The organism is Citrobacter sp. FDAARGOS_156 (assembly GCF_001559235.2).
GTDB lineage: Bacteria > Pseudomonadota > Gammaproteobacteria > Enterobacterales > Enterobacteriaceae > Citrobacter > Citrobacter youngae.
Genome location: NZ_CP014030.2, coordinates 2,772,393 through 2,787,808, shown reverse-complemented (window position 1 = coordinate 2,787,808; position 15,416 = coordinate 2,772,393). Strand labels below are relative to the sequence as shown.

General features: G+C 48.7%; 17 protein-coding genes and 2 pseudogenes. 12 read left to right on the top strand and 7 right to left on the bottom strand.

Annotated elements, in window-relative coordinates:
* Positions 1-70: 70 nt before the first annotated feature.
* The gene (tyrR, locus tag AL515_RS13605; protein ID WP_061067993.1) at positions 71-1,615 is read left to right on the top strand and encodes a transcriptional regulator TyrR; all 1,545 of its coding nucleotides are present in this window, start codon (positions 71-73) and stop codon (positions 1,613-1,615) included.
* Between the two features lie 52 nt (positions 1,616-1,667).
* On the opposite strand, the gene tpx is transcribed toward tyrR, so the two are convergent.
* Positions 1,668-2,174, bottom strand: coding sequence for a thiol peroxidase (gene tpx, locus AL515_RS13600; protein ID WP_040230898.1), 507 nt, complete (start codon positions 2,172-2,174; stop codon positions 1,668-1,670).
* 115 nt (positions 2,175-2,289) lie between these two features.
* Between tpx and ycjG the strand changes: the two genes are divergently transcribed.
* The gene (gene ycjG, locus AL515_RS13595; RefSeq protein ID WP_061067992.1) at positions 2,290-3,276 is read left to right on the top strand and encodes an L-Ala-D/L-Glu epimerase; all 987 of its coding nucleotides are present in this window, start codon (positions 2,290-2,292) and stop codon (positions 3,274-3,276) included.
* Here the strand turns inward: ycjG and mpaA are convergent.
* Positions 3,251-3,958, bottom strand: a complete 708-nt coding sequence (mpaA, locus tag AL515_RS13590; protein WP_061067991.1) for a murein tripeptide amidase MpaA — start codon at positions 3,956-3,958, stop codon at positions 3,251-3,253. The genes ycjG and mpaA overlap by 26 nt on opposite strands.
* Before the next feature lie 184 nt (positions 3,959-4,142).
* On the opposite strand from mpaA, the gene mppA reads away from it, so the two are divergent.
* Together mppA and AL515_RS13580 are read left to right on the top strand one after the other, a co-directional pair.
* Positions 4,143-5,756: a murein tripeptide ABC transporter substrate-binding protein MppA gene (gene mppA / locus AL515_RS13585; protein ID WP_061067990.1), complete on the top strand. Its 1,614-nt coding sequence runs from the start codon at positions 4,143-4,145 to the stop codon at positions 5,754-5,756.
* 954 nt (positions 5,757-6,710) lie between these two features.
* The gene (locus tag AL515_RS13580; protein ID WP_048211527.1) at positions 6,711-6,944 is read left to right on the top strand and encodes a hypothetical protein; all 234 of its coding nucleotides are present in this window, start codon (positions 6,711-6,713) and stop codon (positions 6,942-6,944) included.
* Positions 6,945-7,517: 573 nt separating this feature from the next.
* Here the strand turns inward: AL515_RS13580 and AL515_RS23830 are convergent.
* Positions 7,518-7,629 (bottom strand): annotated as a pseudogene (locus tag AL515_RS23830) (SOS response-associated peptidase); the annotation flags it as partial.
* A 285-nt stretch (positions 7,630-7,914) separates the two neighbouring features.
* Here AL515_RS23830 and AL515_RS13565 point away from each other — a divergent pair.
* A complete protein-coding gene (locus tag AL515_RS13565; RefSeq protein ID WP_048211528.1) occupies positions 7,915-8,496 on the top strand; it encodes a YrbL family protein in 582 nt (193 codons plus the stop codon).
* 130 nt (positions 8,497-8,626) lie between these two features.
* Here AL515_RS13565 and AL515_RS13560 read toward each other — a convergent pair whose 3' ends face one another.
* The gene (locus AL515_RS13560; protein WP_048211529.1) at positions 8,627-9,190 is read right to left on the bottom strand and encodes a MarR family winged helix-turn-helix transcriptional regulator; all 564 of its coding nucleotides are present in this window, start codon (positions 9,188-9,190) and stop codon (positions 8,627-8,629) included.
* A 115-nt stretch (positions 9,191-9,305) separates the two neighbouring features.
* Here AL515_RS13560 and AL515_RS13555 point away from each other — a divergent pair, with 115 nt between their 5' ends.
* Positions 9,306-9,536: a glutaredoxin domain-containing protein gene (locus AL515_RS13555; RefSeq protein ID WP_048211530.1), complete on the top strand. Its 231-nt coding sequence runs from the start codon at positions 9,306-9,308 to the stop codon at positions 9,534-9,536.
* A 68-nt stretch (positions 9,537-9,604) separates the two neighbouring features.
* The gene (locus AL515_RS13550; protein ID WP_061067988.1) at positions 9,605-9,874 is read left to right on the top strand and encodes a Rho-binding antiterminator; all 270 of its coding nucleotides are present in this window, start codon (positions 9,605-9,607) and stop codon (positions 9,872-9,874) included.
* A gap of 28 nt (positions 9,875-9,902) precedes the next feature.
* On the opposite strand, the gene AL515_RS13545 is transcribed toward AL515_RS13550, so the two are convergent.
* Positions 9,903-10,673 (bottom strand): DeoR/GlpR family DNA-binding transcription regulator, encoded by a 771-nt coding sequence (locus AL515_RS13545; protein ID WP_061067987.1) that lies wholly within the window; start codon positions 10,671-10,673, stop codon positions 9,903-9,905.
* Between the two features lie 118 nt (positions 10,674-10,791).
* On the opposite strand from AL515_RS13545, the gene AL515_RS13540 reads away from it, so the two are divergent.
* From AL515_RS13540 to AL515_RS23825, 4 genes and pseudogenes are all read left to right on the top strand, one after another.
* Entirely contained in the window at positions 10,792-11,175 is a 384-nt protein-coding gene (locus AL515_RS13540; RefSeq protein WP_048211533.1) for a VOC family protein, read from the top strand.
* A 375-nt stretch (positions 11,176-11,550) separates the two neighbouring features.
* A complete protein-coding gene (locus AL515_RS13535) occupies positions 11,551-12,012 on the top strand; it encodes a carboxymuconolactone decarboxylase family protein (RefSeq protein ID WP_061067986.1) in 462 nt (153 codons plus the stop codon).
* A 36-nt stretch (positions 12,013-12,048) separates the two neighbouring features.
* On the top strand, positions 12,049-12,456 hold the full coding sequence (locus AL515_RS13530; protein ID WP_048211535.1) for a cupin domain-containing protein: 408 nt from the start codon (positions 12,049-12,051) through the stop codon (positions 12,454-12,456).
* Positions 12,457-12,565: 109 nt separating this feature from the next.
* Positions 12,566-12,849, top strand: a pseudogene (locus AL515_RS23825) (zinc-binding dehydrogenase); the annotation flags it as partial.
* A gap of 22 nt (positions 12,850-12,871) precedes the next feature.
* Here the strand turns inward: AL515_RS23825 and AL515_RS13520 are convergent.
* Positions 12,872-13,903, bottom strand: a complete 1,032-nt coding sequence (locus tag AL515_RS13520) for a mechanosensitive ion channel family protein (protein WP_048211537.1) — start codon at positions 13,901-13,903, stop codon at positions 12,872-12,874.
* A gap of 245 nt (positions 13,904-14,148) precedes the next feature.
* Between AL515_RS13520 and AL515_RS13515 the strand changes: the two genes are divergently transcribed.
* Positions 14,149-14,409, top strand: a complete 261-nt coding sequence (locus tag AL515_RS13515) for a DUF2534 family protein (protein WP_048211538.1) — start codon at positions 14,149-14,151, stop codon at positions 14,407-14,409.
* Between the two features lie 48 nt (positions 14,410-14,457).
* Here AL515_RS13515 and uspE read toward each other — a convergent pair whose 3' ends face one another.
* Positions 14,458-15,408, bottom strand: coding sequence for a universal stress protein UspE (gene uspE, locus AL515_RS13510; protein ID WP_005126626.1), 951 nt, complete (start codon positions 15,406-15,408; stop codon positions 14,458-14,460).
* Between the last annotated feature and the right edge of the window lie 8 nt (positions 15,409-15,416).

Here is a 15,416-nt window from a genome sequence, read left to right as displayed (position 1 = left end):
GAGTCCTTCCTGCTAACCCAATACTGGCTTATCATTTAATACATAATCCCTTGTCCAGGTGAAGGTTCCTATGCGTTTGGAAGTCTTTTGTGAAGACCGTCTTGGTCTGACCCGCGAATTGCTCGATTTACTGGTGCTGAGAAGCATTGATTTACGCGGTATCGAGATTGACCCCATCGGGCGAATTTACCTTAATTTTGCGGAGCTGGAGTTCACTAACTTCAGCAGCCTGATGGCTGAAATCCGCCGCATCGCAGGGGTAACGGACGTCCGTACCGTGCCCTGGATGCCTTCCGAACGCGAACATCTGGCGCTTAGCGCGTTGCTTGAAGCATTGCCTGAACCCGTTCTTTCTCTGGATATGAAAAGCAAAGTGGAGATGGCAAACCCGGCAAGTTGCCAGCTTTTTGCCCATCCCCAGGAGCGGATGCGCAACCACACGGCGGCACAGCTCATTAATGGGTTTAACTTCCAGCGCTGGCTGGAAAGTAATCCGCAGGATTCCCATAGTGAACATGTGGTAATTAACGGACAGAACTTCCTGATGGAAATTACGCCGGTCCATTTGCAGGGCGAAAATCAGGAGCAAATGCTGACCGGTGCCGTTGTCATGTTGCGTTCTACCCTCCGCATGGGCCGTCAATTGCAAAACATGACCACCCAGGATCTGAGCGCATTCAGCCAGATTATTGCCGTAAGCGCCAAAATGAAACACGTTGTTGAACAGGCGCGCAAGTTGGCGACGCTGAGTGCGCCGCTGCTGATCACCGGGAATACCGGTACGGGCAAAGATCTCTTTGCGCATGCCTGCCATCTGGCGAGCCCACGTGCGTCAAAACCTTATCTGGCGCTGAACTGCGCGTCTATTCCTGAAGATGCGGTAGAAAGCGAACTGTTTGGTCACGCCCCGGAAGGTAAAAAAGGGTTCTTCGAGCAGGCGAATGGCGGTTCAGTGTTGTTGGATGAGATTGGCGAAATGTCGCCGCGCATGCAGACGAAATTGCTGCGCTTCCTCAATGACGGGACGTTCCGTCGCGTGGGTGAAGATCATGAAGTTCATGTTGATGTTCGTGTAATCTGCGCGACGCAAAAGAACCTGGTGGAACTGGTGCAGAAAGGTCTTTTCCGCGAAGATCTCTATTATCGTCTGAATGTCCTGACGCTTAATCTGCCGCCGCTACGCGATTGCCCACAAGATATTATGCCACTCACAGAGCTGTTTGTGGCGCGTTTTGCCGATGAGCAGGGTGTACCGCGTCCGAAGTTGTCTGCCGATCTCAGCACGGTGCTCACCCGCTACGGCTGGCCGGGCAATGTGCGTCAGCTTAAAAATGCTATCTATCGGGCGTTAACTCAGCTTGAGGGCTATGAACTGCGTCCGCAGGATATCTTATTGCCGGATTATGATGCAGCGACAGTTGCCGTCGGAGAAGAGGTGATGGAAGGGTCGCTGGATGAGATCACCAGCCGCTTTGAACGTTCCGTGTTGACGCAGCTTTATATGAATTATCCCAGCACGCGTAAACTGGCTAAACGCCTGGGGGTTTCACATACCGCGATTGCCAATAAGTTACGCGAGTATGGTTTGAGTCAGCAGAAAAAAAACGAAGAGTAATGATGCAAATAAAAATGCCTCCATCCGGAGGCATTTTTGTATTCAGGGCAACTTAGGCTTTCAGCACGGCCAACGCTGCATCATAGTCAGGCTCGTTGGTAATTTCATTGACCAGTTGGCTGAACACGATGTTGTCATTTTCGTCGATAACGACAACGGCACGAGCAGCCAGACCTTTCAGCGGACCTTCGGCAATTTCAACGCCGTAGTTTTTCAGGAATTCAGCGTTACGCAGGGTGGACAGCGTGATAACGTTGCTCAGACCTTCCGCGCCGCAAAAACGAGAATGGGCGAATGGCAGATCGGCTGAAATGCACAGTACGACGGTGTTGTCGATTTCTGTCGCCAGTTGGTTAAACTTACGTACTGATGCCGCGCACACGCCGGTATCGATGCTTGGGAAAATATTCAGCACTTTGCGCTTGCCTGCGAACTGGCCCAGCGTAACGTCAGACAGGTCTTTAGCCACAAGGGTAAAAGCCTGGGCTTTGCTTCCAGCCTGAGGAATAGAGCCGGCAACTGCAACCGGGTTGCCCTGGAAATGAACGGTTTGTGACATGGTTATCTTCCTGTTTACATATAGTTAACGTCAAGGCTAGTTTATGCCATCAGCAGTTAACACGGCAAACGCTATTTGCGGATATCCGCTTCAGGGACTGCATTAAGGAAAACAAATGAGATCAGTTAAGGTGTATGAGGAAGCCTGGCCGTTACACACTCCCTTTGTGATTGCCCGCGGGAGCAGGACCGAAGCGCATGTGGTGGTGGTTGAACTGGAAGAGAATGGTGTAAAGGGCGTTGGAGAATGTACGCCTTATCCTCGCTATGGCGAAAGCGATGCGTCGGTACTGGCTCAAATCATGAGTGTTGTGCCGCAACTGGAACACGGTGTGACGCGTGAAGCGCTGCAGGCATTGCTGCCCGCGGGGGCGGCGCGTAATGCCGTTGACTGTGCGCTTTGGGATCTCAATGCGCGTCAGCAACAACAGTCTCTGGCCGACTACGTTGGTACTGAACTGGATGCAACAGTAACGACCGCGCAAACCGTCGTGATCGGCACGCCGGAGCAGATGGCGGCGAGCGCGACTGCGCTATGGGATAACGGTGCCAGATTGCTGAAAGTCAAACTGGATGCACACTTAATCAGCGAAAGGATGGTTGCGATCCGGGCGGCTGTGCCTGAGGCGACAATCATTGTTGATGCTAATGAATCCTGGCGTGCTGAAGGGCTGGCCGCACGCTGCCAGTTAATGGCGGATTTAGGCGTTGCGATGCTGGAGCAGCCTCTGCCGGCTAATGATGATGCCGCGCTGGAGAATTTCGTGCATCCGCTGCCTGTCTGTGCAGATGAAAGCTGCCATACCCGCAGCAGTCTGAAAGCGCTGCATGGACGCTATGAAATGGTCAATATCAAACTGGATAAGACAGGCGGACTGACGGAGGCGCTGGCGCTGGCGACCGAAGCCCGCGAGCAGGGATTTGCACTCATGCTGGGCTGTATGTTGTGTACATCAAGGGCGATCGGCGCTGCATTGCCGCTTACGCCACAGGTCAACTTTGCCGATCTGGATGGCCCAACGTGGCTGGCCCGAGACGTGGAGCCTGCCTTGCATTTTACAACCGGACAGCTTCATCTCAAGGATGCCAGCGCAAAAGATTAGACATTGCCAGCAGGTATTTTTCGCTCGCTTCATCCGATGAAATGGGCGGAAATTCTGCAGTAATGCAATGTAGGTTTAGATCGGCGCACCAGCTACCAAAAGAGCCCGGCGTTTCATAACCGACGCTGGTTACCAGCGGCAATTCGAACGACTGCGCCAGCCACGCGCCTAATTCGCTGTGTCTGGGATCTTCAATACAGGCCAGCGGATCGTGGAAAGAAACTACCCATGCAGGATGAATGAGGTGAATAAGTTGGCATAGTGCCTGGGTCTCAGGCTCAGATCCCGGATGATCGCCAGTCAATAACACCACATCACGCTCTTCTGCGCTGCTGTTCCAGCGATATACCGTTTCACCGGATTTCCAGTTTGCCGCCGGAAAGTTACGGTTAAGATCCACGCCGTTTGCATTTGCACGCAGACCCAACTGGCAACCGTCAGGGTTTACCGCCAGCACCACATGATGGCGACGCAGGGAGGGGTTAAGCGTACGCAATGCGCAGGAAAGGGTAACGACCGAGGAGTTTTCGTCGCCGTGCGTTCCCGCCAGTATCAGGCCGCTTTCACGATCGGCTGCCGGTGCCGGGAACCAGATTAGCGGCGCGCCCAATAGTGAACGTCCGTAATGTTCGGTTCCTGGCGGAAATGCGCCGCGCTCGGCACGGGGGCGGGTAACGGTCATAGTCATCTCTGAATGCTGGGATAGTTACTCGCAGTGTTGTGCAAAATGTATGGATAATCAAATCGTTTTCACACACTTATCTTTTCAGGTGTAATATCACTTTCCTGTCGGAAGTTAATTGCATTTCCTGCTGGCGATACAAATAATTACACATTCACTTAGTAGCCGGAATTGAGGGTATCTTATGCAGCATTCTGTTTCAGTAACCTGTTGTGCGCTGTTGGTTAGCAGCATTTCATTATCCTGGGCTGCTGATGTTCCCAGCGGGACGGTACTGGCAGAAAAGCAAGAACTGGTGCGTCATATAAAAGATGAGCCAGCGTCACTCGATCCGGCAAAAGCCGTTGGGCTTCCAGAAATTCAGGTTATTCGCGATTTATTCGAAGGGCTGGTCAACCAGAATGAAAAGGGTGAGATTATTCCCGGTGTCGCCACACAGTGGAAGAGTAATGATAACCGTATCTGGACGTTTACGTTGCGCAATAATGCGCAATGGGCCGATGGCACGCCGGTAACGGCACAGGATTTTGTCTACAGTTGGCAGCGTCTGGTTGACCCGAAAACACTATCGCCGTTTGCCTGGTTTGCCGCGCTAGCAGGGATCAACAATGCCCAGGCGATCATCGATGGCAAAGCCGCGCCCGATAAGTTAGGTGTCAGCGCGGTGGATGCGCATACCTTCAAAGTGCAGTTGGACAAACCGCTACCCTGGTTTGCCAACCTGACAGCGAGCTTTGCGTTTTATCCTGTCCAAAAAACCAATGTCGAAAGCGGTAAAGAGTGGACGAAGCCAGGCAACCTTATCGGTAACGGTGCCTATGTGCTGAAAGACCGTGTGGTTAACGAGAAACTGGAAGTTGTGCCGAATACACATTATTGGGACAACGCCAAAACGGTGCTGCAAAAAGTGACTTTCCTGCCGATTAACCAGGAGTCTGCTGCGACCAAACGCTATCTTGCTGGCGATATTGATATTACTGAGTCCTTCCCGAAAAATATGTATCAGAAGCTATTGAAGGATATTCCGGGCCAGGTGTATACGCCGCCGCAGCTTGGTACTTATTACTATGCATTTAACACGCAAAAAGGGCCGACTGCCGATTCACGCGTGCGTCTGGCGCTCAGTATGACTATCGATCGTCGTCTGATGGCGGAGAAAGTATTAGGAACTGGCGAAAAACCCGCCTGGCACTTTACGCCGGATGTGACGGCAGGATTTATCCCGGAACCTTCTCCGTTTGAACAAATGAGTCAGGAAGAGCTTAATGCCCAGGCGAAAACGCTGCTGCGTGCCGCGGGCTATGGTCCGCAGAAACCGCTTAAACTCACACTGCTGTACAACACCTCTGAAAACCATCAGAAGATTGCTATTGCTGTGGCTTCCATGTGGAAGAAAAATCTTGGCGTGGATGTGAGGCTACAGAACCAGGAGTGGAAAACCTATATTGATAGTCGTAATACCGGCAACTTTGATGTTATCCGTGCCTCCTGGGTGGGCGACTACAATGAGCCTTCTACGTTCCTGTCATTATTAACATCGACCCATACGGGCAATATCTCCCGCTTTAATAATCCGGCATACGATAAAGTGTTGACCCAGGCTACTCTGGAAAATACAGAGAAAGCGCGGAATGCTGATTATAACGCTGCGGAGAAAATTCTGATGGAACAGGCACCTATTGCGCCGATTTATCAGTACACCAACGGACGTTTAATTAAACCGTGGCTGAAAGGGTATCCGATTACCAACCCAGAGGATGTGGCATACAGTCGCACTATGTATATTGTTAAGCACTAATTGCGTACGTCCTCCTGTTAACCTTCGTTAACCACTTCAAAACCAGAACTGGCGCTGACTTCAGCGCCAGCATCTCCAGACAATCAGTATCAACCTCATTAGAAATAATGATAAAAATATATCTAATGAATTATTCATACTGCAGATTTCGATTTATACCGTCATTTAAACTTAATGAAATGGTATTCTTCAATAAAAAACACTGTCGGTGCTTGTCGAAAATAAGGTTTAATAATTAGAGTTGTGGTGCAAAATATGAAATGGGACTGAAAGCAACGGGGCAATAAGCTTGTGCATTGTGGATGAGGAAAATATTGTCGGAACCCAACAAAGAACGGTCAGCTATATTAACCTGCATAATCTGATGTTATATTTGAAGAAAAAACAGCCGTGCAACCATGGCGACAGTACTTAAGGGCCGTTAACTGGCGAGCAAGGTATTCGAAACTGCCGGGGGGCATGGCCCTGATATGGCCGATGATTGCCATAATCTCAATGAATTAATGTTTATTAATATTATGTCATGTGTTTATGTATGTGGTTAGATTTTAGTCTGATTAAGCTACTGATGGTATCTGGCCAGGTTATCAGATTGTGACTATGGTTATTTGCAGTGTAAAAACCAATATGGATTGCATGTGGCTTAGAATTAACTTTGTTGGTACTTTGTAAGAAATTCCCACTACCTACAGTGACGCCATTACCTGTTGAATCATCGGGATTTTCTCCAGAGAAGCCTTATGTAATCGGCATAGTAACCTGACCAGAGCCCAGTTATCGTAACGTTAGTATCCGTGCCAGACACATACTTAAACCTGTTTCTTCTCTGCGCGGACATCTATTTCCTGGTGTTTCAAGGGACTACTAAACAGCAGGGAAAAGCTGTATATTTCGCAGGGTTGACATGCTCTGACTTGTAAGTGCAGTTACTAGATTATAAACAAAGGATTATGAATGTTTTTGATTACTATTTGTTACGCACTTTTTGCTTTGTGTCTTTTTGCAACATTTTATGTCTTGATGACGTACGAAAAACCGGGAAAATTGCACAACTGGGAAATTATAGTATTAATAATTATTTCTACATTCTGGCTTCCTGAGCTGATTATTCTGGTTTTCTCTTTTGCGCTTCTGGGACCAATGCTTTTGGGGATCAGGCATCTGCGCCGGCAGAGTGTTTCCGCCTGAATCATTGGTACCTTAACCTCGTACTGCACAAGGGGTTCCGGCCAAATCTGGCCTGTGAACAGTGGGGACCGACCGGAAGATTGTTAGCGATGAATGTGACTCGCTACAGGGTTATTCTCATTATTGACGTCGAAATACCAACTCTGTACAAACGATTCCGGCATCTGAACGATAAATTTGTGGCGTGCAGGAGTTTCAATTTTAATTGTCCGGGTGTCGTTTTCTGGCGCACAGCGGAGAGAACGCAGGTAGCGGTTATCTACGGTGTTGATGTTGCAACGATGTATAAAAATTACCTACAGGGTGAGCATAAACATCATAGTGAGTCATCTATATTTCTTGAACAGTGTTGAAGTATGGGCAGATACCGTCTCTCTGAATTGTTAATGATTTTGGGTTTATGTGAAAATAATGATCATTGTATTGCTGTGGATTTTTAATCAATTTGTTGGGAGTTAGTATGAAAGATATCCATAGTGATTTTCCCTTGCAGTGTTTAATCTGGGTATCTGACGCAACGTAGTTTGGCTCCCTAATTTTTACATTCTTGCCTGTACGTCTTACGCCCTGTCATATCAATTCTGTAACGGGCACGAAACCATCGTCTGCAATGTCCTCGGCTTCTTTCCCCTCCAACATCCGGCCTCATCCATTCGCGAGCGGCCTCTGGTGGCAGCACCATAGGTCACGGTGAATGAAGCTTAGTTGAATACCTTCCGCTGTTTACCTTCGTTAACAACATCAAAAAAACAAAGCTGGCGTGGATTTCTCCAACAGTATCTCCTGGCGTTCAACCTGCTGCACATCCACCGTTACTTTGCTTCAGTACGTCACTACAAAAGTTATTTATTGGATGAATACGCTATTTGTTTAACAACCATTGAAATAGACAGATACACAATATTTTTTGGCTGAGACAACTCTTCGTTGAGGCAACTCCATTTCACGTAGGGTAAAAATAAAAAATATTATGAAACAAATACTTATATTGAAAGATGAAGACTTGCTGGCACGAGGTAACGATCGCTACGTCTTCCAGCATCCACAGGATAGTAAACTGCTGGTCAAAATCGTGATTCCAGGCATTGCGAAATATAAAAGCAAGCTACGTGAGGTCTTTCGGGACATCAAAGAATGTAAGTTGAGTCACCAAACCGACGCATTTTATATGCAAAAAATTGAAGGACTTGTTGAAACAAATAAAGGAATAGGGCAACTCACGGTTAAGGAATGTGATGAGCATGGTCACATCGCGCAAACGCTTTATCAGCTTGCCCTGAACAAAGAACTTGATGCCAGCAAATTGCAGAAGTTGAATGTTTTTTTAGCGTGGTTTGTCAGTACCGGTGTCATTATTAACTCCCTGCATTGTAAAAATATCGTCTACGCCTGGGATGCCACGCGTCAGGAATATTGTTTCAAAGTCATTGATGGTTTTGGTGACAAAACGTTTTTTCAGCTCAGTAAGTTTTCAGCGGCAATACGCGATAAAAATAAAGTCAAATGTCTCAAGCGGATGCTACGGGATCTGAACCACCTGCAACATACGTAATCCGCAGAAATTGTTGACGATATGGCGTGGGAACGCGGCTACCGTAATATCGCCGTGTCAAATGCCTGTAGCGAGTGGTTATCCTGGAAAGCGGCAACCCGGCCACATGAAGACACTATAACAGAGAAGATCATACGTCCGGGGGCTGATGCTCCCGACAAATTAACATCGAATCATCCTCGCTCAACGGTTCTTTCGTTAAATTACAAAATCCCTGACCATTTACTTTTTGGTGGAACCGACAGCTCTGGCACAGACCAAATCCCGGCACATTACTGGTGCGCTGAATGCCCCGCAGAAGTTCGAAGAGTAGCTCCTTGAGTAAACCCGCGCGTTCACCCATCGCAGATTCGCCCGTCATCAAAAATGAGGGGGGAAGCAGGGCATCCAGCAAATTTTTGGCCGACTCGGTGAGCTGCAGATGAACGCTACGCTTATCCCTGGCATCCTGCGTGCGTACCACCAGTCCTTTTGATTCCAACAACTTTAGCGATTGTGACACCGTTCCTTTGGTGAGACCGAGGTAGTCCGTCACGGCGAGAGGCGTATTGGAGTAGCGGTTACAGCGTGCGAGATACATCAACGCACTGAGCTGTACTGGCTGAAGATCCGCCAGTAAAGGATGCTGGCGAAACCACATCCGCGTCAGACCAGACAGTCGGTCCAGTACGTCAAAAAGCGACATATCATGCATAACAAAATCCTCCTCGGCATATAGTATCGACTAAAAACTATATTGACAAAGCATAAAACTGGCGTAGCATAAATTATAGTATCGATTCGATACTATAATTTAAAGGAGAGGTATCATGACCAAAGCCCGTTTTTATCATGCTGGTTGCCCGGTTTGCGTTTCCGCAGAAGAAACACTGCTACAGTATCTGTCCCCGGATGTGGAAATCGAGGTTATTCATTTGGGAGAACAACCCGATCACGTTGCAGAGGCGGAGCGAATCGGAGTGAAGTCTGTTCCCGCTCTGGTAATCGACGGTAATGTGCTGCATATCAACTTTGGCGCACCTATCGAAGCGCTGAAATAGCGTCGCATGTTCGGGAAGTCGCGTGAGCTATTTCCCGAACCGGCGTGGACATAGGGAAGGGGGGATTTATGTGTGCGGCAGAAAAGTATCATCCTGTCGATTGCGATCTGCATGACTATCTGGAGATTGCCTGTCTTTATCACTATTTGCTGCGCATTGAACTGACTTCCGGGGAACACTTTGATGCCAGGGCCGTGACGACATGCACCACAGCAGACAAAGAGGAATTCTTGCTTGTGGAGTGCCATGAACACCATCATAGAATTCGCCTGGACTATCTGTCAGCCATTACCCCATTGACGGCTGGCGCCACTTTTAGCACCGTGATATTCCGTTGAATTTACACGTAAAAAGACTGCGCCACCGTTATACGGTGTAAATGCGGATGTCATGCGCCTGAAAAGCGGTGCCGTACTGTTTGCTGATGTTTTCCTCCACGACAATGACATCAATGTTACTGCTGGCGGTGACAACATAACGTGCGACGGCAGGGATCTTATCCGCCGTCAGTGCGACGATAGTTTCGTTACACTGCTTAATTACCGCTTTTTTAAACTCACAATCGGCGTAATCAAACCCGGTTAATCCGGACTCCGGTGCCATCGCACAACCACCAATAAAACCTTGATCAAATAAAATATCCTGTACCTGGGCAATGGCTGTCGGACCTACGCACCCACCGGACGATCGCTGCACTGGCCCACCTAACATGATGACCTCGAATAGCGGTTTTTTCAGCAGTACGGCGGCAATATCAGGTGAATTTGTCACGACGGTTAATGCCAGCTCAGCGGGAAGGGCTTCAGCCATTGCCAGGTTGGTTGTTCCTGTGTCGATAAAAATACAGCTTCCGGATTTCACTAGCCGGGCACATCTTTGCGCGATGCTGCTCTTTTTCGCGGTATTAATATTCTTGCGTACTGTGATGTCAGCTGACTCTGGTAGTGAAATGACAGCCCCGCCATAGACTTTCTTGCAAACACCTTCTTTACACAACTCATGTAAATCGCGGCGGATCGTATGTTCTGACACCCCCAAACGGACGGCCAGTTCAGTACAGATCACTCTGCCGTTTTCCTGCAGGATCTGATAGATAAGCGCCTGGCGTTGATCCGGGAATGCAGCGTAATCGAGCATGAGAACTCCATAAAAATAAACATCGAGCAATAACGTGCATAATCCTGCATTATAATGCAGGATGTCAATATCCCTTAACGGGGGCGTACCGTTCAGAGTAAACGATAAGAGGATCGCGATGAAAATTGCACACATGGCTTTATGGACCCGGGATCTTGAACGACAAGCCCGGTTCTGGGTGTCGTTTTTTGATGGTGTGATAAACGAAAAATACTGCAGCAAAACCAATCCCGGGTTTGAATCTTATTTCGTCAACATTGGTGAGGACATTGCGATTGAGTTAATGACCAAACCGGGACTGACCCACCCTGTACCTGACAATAACACTTCAGGATGGGTGCATCTGGCTCTCTCTGTTGGTGGCGCGGGGCATGTTGATGCTCTGGCTATACGCGCAAAAGAACAGGGCATCCTGGTCTCCGGACCGCGAACCACCGGTGACGGGTATTACGAGGCCGTCATTCAGGACCCCGACGGTAATTTAATCGAGATTGTAGCGTAATACGTAGATCAGTCCGGATGACAAAATTGCCCGCGCAGGATCTGTAGTTCAGTAATACCTCGGGTTATTTGTTGGGTGGCCAGACCGAGTGTTGCGGCAGCCTCTCTGAACTTCAGCGTTTCGGCTGCCGTAAAAAATATCTTTCATGTGTCGAGTTTATCCAGCATATGAGTCGCTGGCCCGTGAAATTGGATGCACCGCAAGTGGATGTGACGGACAGCGCTGTACTGCCACATTGTGAATAGCGCTATTCATGACTTGTCTTCATAGGTTTGTCCTTATTTAACCCTCTAATCGTCGATACGCTGAGCCTCTATAATTTTTGCGTTTTCAGCATTCGGCGGCAGAGACTGTCGCCTCCCCGGAGAATCGAACATGTCAAATCATTTGAATGCCAGACAACTGGCAGTTGTCCCCATTGCAGCATTCACTGCCACAGGACAGCCAGATAAGCTGGAGTCAGCGCTTAATGCAGGGTTAGCTGTTGACTGGAACAGCCTGCTGGCGGGGAGCCAAACGCAAACCCAACTGGTTGGACAGCCGGTTAGCGGTCCGCTGTTTGATTTTGCCCCTGCCATTGATACCTGGCTTAAAGCACATCTGTTTGGCGATATTTTTCAGCGCGATGTGCTGGACTGGCCGACTCGTGAACTGGCAACCGTCTCTGCGTTAGCCGTACTGGGCGGCGTGAACAGCCAACTGAAAAGTCACTTCGCGATCAGCCTGAATGTTGGGTTCCGCCCTGAGCAACTTATCGCGTTTACTGCGCTACTTAAGCAGCACTGTGGTGCTGAGATTGCAGAAAATGCCCGTGCAGTTCTTGATGAATGTATTTAAGGAATTCCGTTAGCTAATACCCCAGCAGGAGTCATGATGAACGAACAATTTGATGGCAACAGCGTCTTCCCCCGGGGAGAGAAAAATGAAGCCTATGCGAAGTACTTCACCGGGACCAGCTATCTGACCATGCTTTCAATGGAAGGAGTGGTGATTGGTAACGTTGCATTTGAACCTGGCTGCCGTAATTTTTGGCACATTCATCATCAGGGCGGTCAAATTCTGCTGGTGACTGGCGGCAGAGGCTGGTACCAAGCGTGGAATCAACCTGCGCGAGAACTGAAAACGGGTGATGTGGTTCATATTCCGGCGGGAATGAAACACTGGCACGGAGCTGCACGTGATAGCTGGTTTGCCCATATTGCGGTAGAAATCCCGGTAGCAGGCGCATCGAATGAATGGCTGGAGCCGGTCGCTGACGCCGAGTACAACCTGTTGCCCTGAGCTATGCTGGTTGAGGTGCACTTTATCTCTGAGGAGATCGAAATAGCCATGAACGTGAAGGGTTATGCCGCGCTGGCGGTGAAAGAAGATCTGGTCCCGCACAGTTTTGTTCGTCGTGAAGGTGCCGGAAGGAATCGACTTACGTGGTGCTGCACCGTTGTTGTGTGCCGGTATCACCACATGGTCGCCGTTGCGTCACTGGCAGGTTGGGCAGGGGAGTAAAGTCGCTGTTGTTGGGTTGGGTGGCCTGGGACACATGGCGATCAAGATTGCTAAAGCATTGGGGGCTGATGTTACGTTATTCACGCGGTCGCCAGGCAAAGAAGCTGATGCCAGACGCCCGGGGGCAGTGATGTTGTGCTTTCAGCAGACAGCGAACAGATGAAAGACGCGGGTATCCGCGTCTTGATTTTGGTTAGTGGGCAGAAGGTTGTGCCTCGGCGTTATCCATATACAACGTCTGACTGGGGAACGCAAAGTCAGCACCGTTTTCCTGAACTATTGTAATAATTTTCAAGTACACATCTTGTTGTACAGCAAGCCACTCCTGCCACACGGTGGTTTTCGTGAAGCAATACACCATGATATTCAGCGATGAATCGGCAAATTCATTAAAATAGACCAGCAGGGTTTGTTTTTGATCTATTCCGGGATGATTTTGCAACATTTTTCTGACCGACTCGACAACTGCGCCAATTTTATCAGCATCTTCATAACGTAACCCGATCACCGTTTTGATTCGTCGATTACTCATCCGCCCCGGGTTTTCTACACTGATGGAAGAGAAAATTGAGTTCGGCACGTATAACGGACGGTGGTCGAAGGTGTTTATTTTGGTCATTCTCCAGCCGATTTCCGTTACCGTACCTTCGATATTTCGGTCCGGAGAGCGGATCCAGTCACCGATGCTAAACGGCCTGTCGAAGTAGAGCATAATGCCAGAGAAAAAATTGCTCAGGATATCTTTACCTGCCATACCGACAGCGATACCGCCGATGCCGCCGAACGTTAACAGCCCTGACAGGCTCATGCCGAAATGCTCACCGTACAGCAAGATGATGGCGACGACGATCGTAATCTTAATGATGCGTGACATGATCCTCGCACTGGTGATATCTCTGCCCTTACTAATCTGCGTTTTTTCAAACTGGTTGATGACCAGAAAGAGTTTTATCGTCAGGATCAACGCAATCAACGAGGTACAGATAAAGTCGACCACGCTTGGGGAGATAAATTTCAGCTTATAACTATCGATGACGTTATTCGCAATAGTGCCAAACGTACCAATGATAATGGCATAAACAAAAAACTGTGCTGCGTGGAATATGAATCCTTTGCAGTGTTTTTCACTACGATGAAACCACACGCTCATCAGGACTAACGCTGCACAGCTGCTGAGAATTACCGTTAAATTAAACGCATTATTTATAAACAGTTCAGCGATCATGATTCTCCCAGGTCACTCTGTGTTAGCTAAATATCATCTGATATCCTTCATCAGCGGATATTTTACCTAGTTCAGGCTGTCAGATCATTCATCAAAAGGAGAGCGAAATAATACAATCAGCGTTATTTTCAGGCGAATAGTACGCATGTCAAGTTTGAGTGTGGCGTATGTAGCAGACAGTGAGTTGATGTCATGGTATTGTTGCTGCAAAGTAACACGGTATTCATCTGCATAAGGACGATATTATGATCATGGCTAAGCTGAAGACAGCGAAGGGACGGAAGTTTCTGTTATGTCTGCTTGGGGTATTTATTATTGCGGCATCGGTTGTGACGCGCGCGACGATTGGTGGCGTCATTGAACAGTATGACATTCCGCTTTCCGACTGGACAGCTTCGATGTATGCCATTCAATCCGCAATGATTTGCGTCTACAGTATGGTTTTTACTATTTTGCTGGCTATTCCGCTCGGTATCTATTTCCTCGGAGGCGAGGAGAAGCACTAAGAACATGTCATGCCGGATGACATCGCCATCCGGCATTTTGCTACAGGGTTAATCGTCTTCTTCGTCGTCCAGTTCAACCGGGGTCTGGTACTGATCCGGTTTGATAACCAGCAGGTCGCAACGCAGATGGTCGATAACCTGTTCTGCGGTATTCCCCAAAAACGCAGCTGATATGCCGGTGCGCCCAACGGTGCCGAGTACCACGATACCCGCCTGTAAATGCTCAGCTAAATCCGGGATGACCTCTTCAGGCAATCCTTTTTCAACGTGTGTAACTTTTTCATCAATACTGAATTTCTGGCGTAATGCCTTCATGGCCAGCAGATGTTGTCCACGGATGGCGTCGTTGTACACGCTGGGATCAAATTCAGGTAGCTCAATCGCAATGTTGATAGGCGTTACAGGATAGGCGCCCACCAGGTGTACTTCGGTATGGTTAACCTGTTCTGCGAGCTGCAACGTTTCTTTGACCAGTTTTTCGTTGAGTGCATTGTGATATGCCTCTTCACTGGCGAGGTTCACCGCTACCAGCGCTTTACCACCTTCCGGCCACGGCTGATCTTTGACCATCCATACCGGGCTTGGACATTTACGCAACAAATGCCAGTCAGTTGGTGTGAAAATTACGGCTTCAAGGCGATCGTGTTGGTGTGCCATTTTGAGCACCAGGTCATGCTTAGCGCTGATCACTTCCTGGATGATGGCTTCAAAGGGACGGTTGTGCCAGACCACTTTAATATCAAGCGGGATCCCTGCTTCGATATAGTATTTCGCTTGTTCACGTATCCATGCAGTTCGCTGGCTGATGACCCCCTGACGCATTGCCGTACGCTCGTCCGGCGACAGCAGGGTGGTCATCTCGTAGGAAAAGTCATAGATCGGCAAAAAGGCTTTAATTTTGCCACCAATCCGTTGATGCAAATAAACAGCTCGCCGTAATGCTGGTTGATCGTCCTGGTTTGGATCGATGACTACCAGCATGTTTTGATACATAGCCATACAGGGTC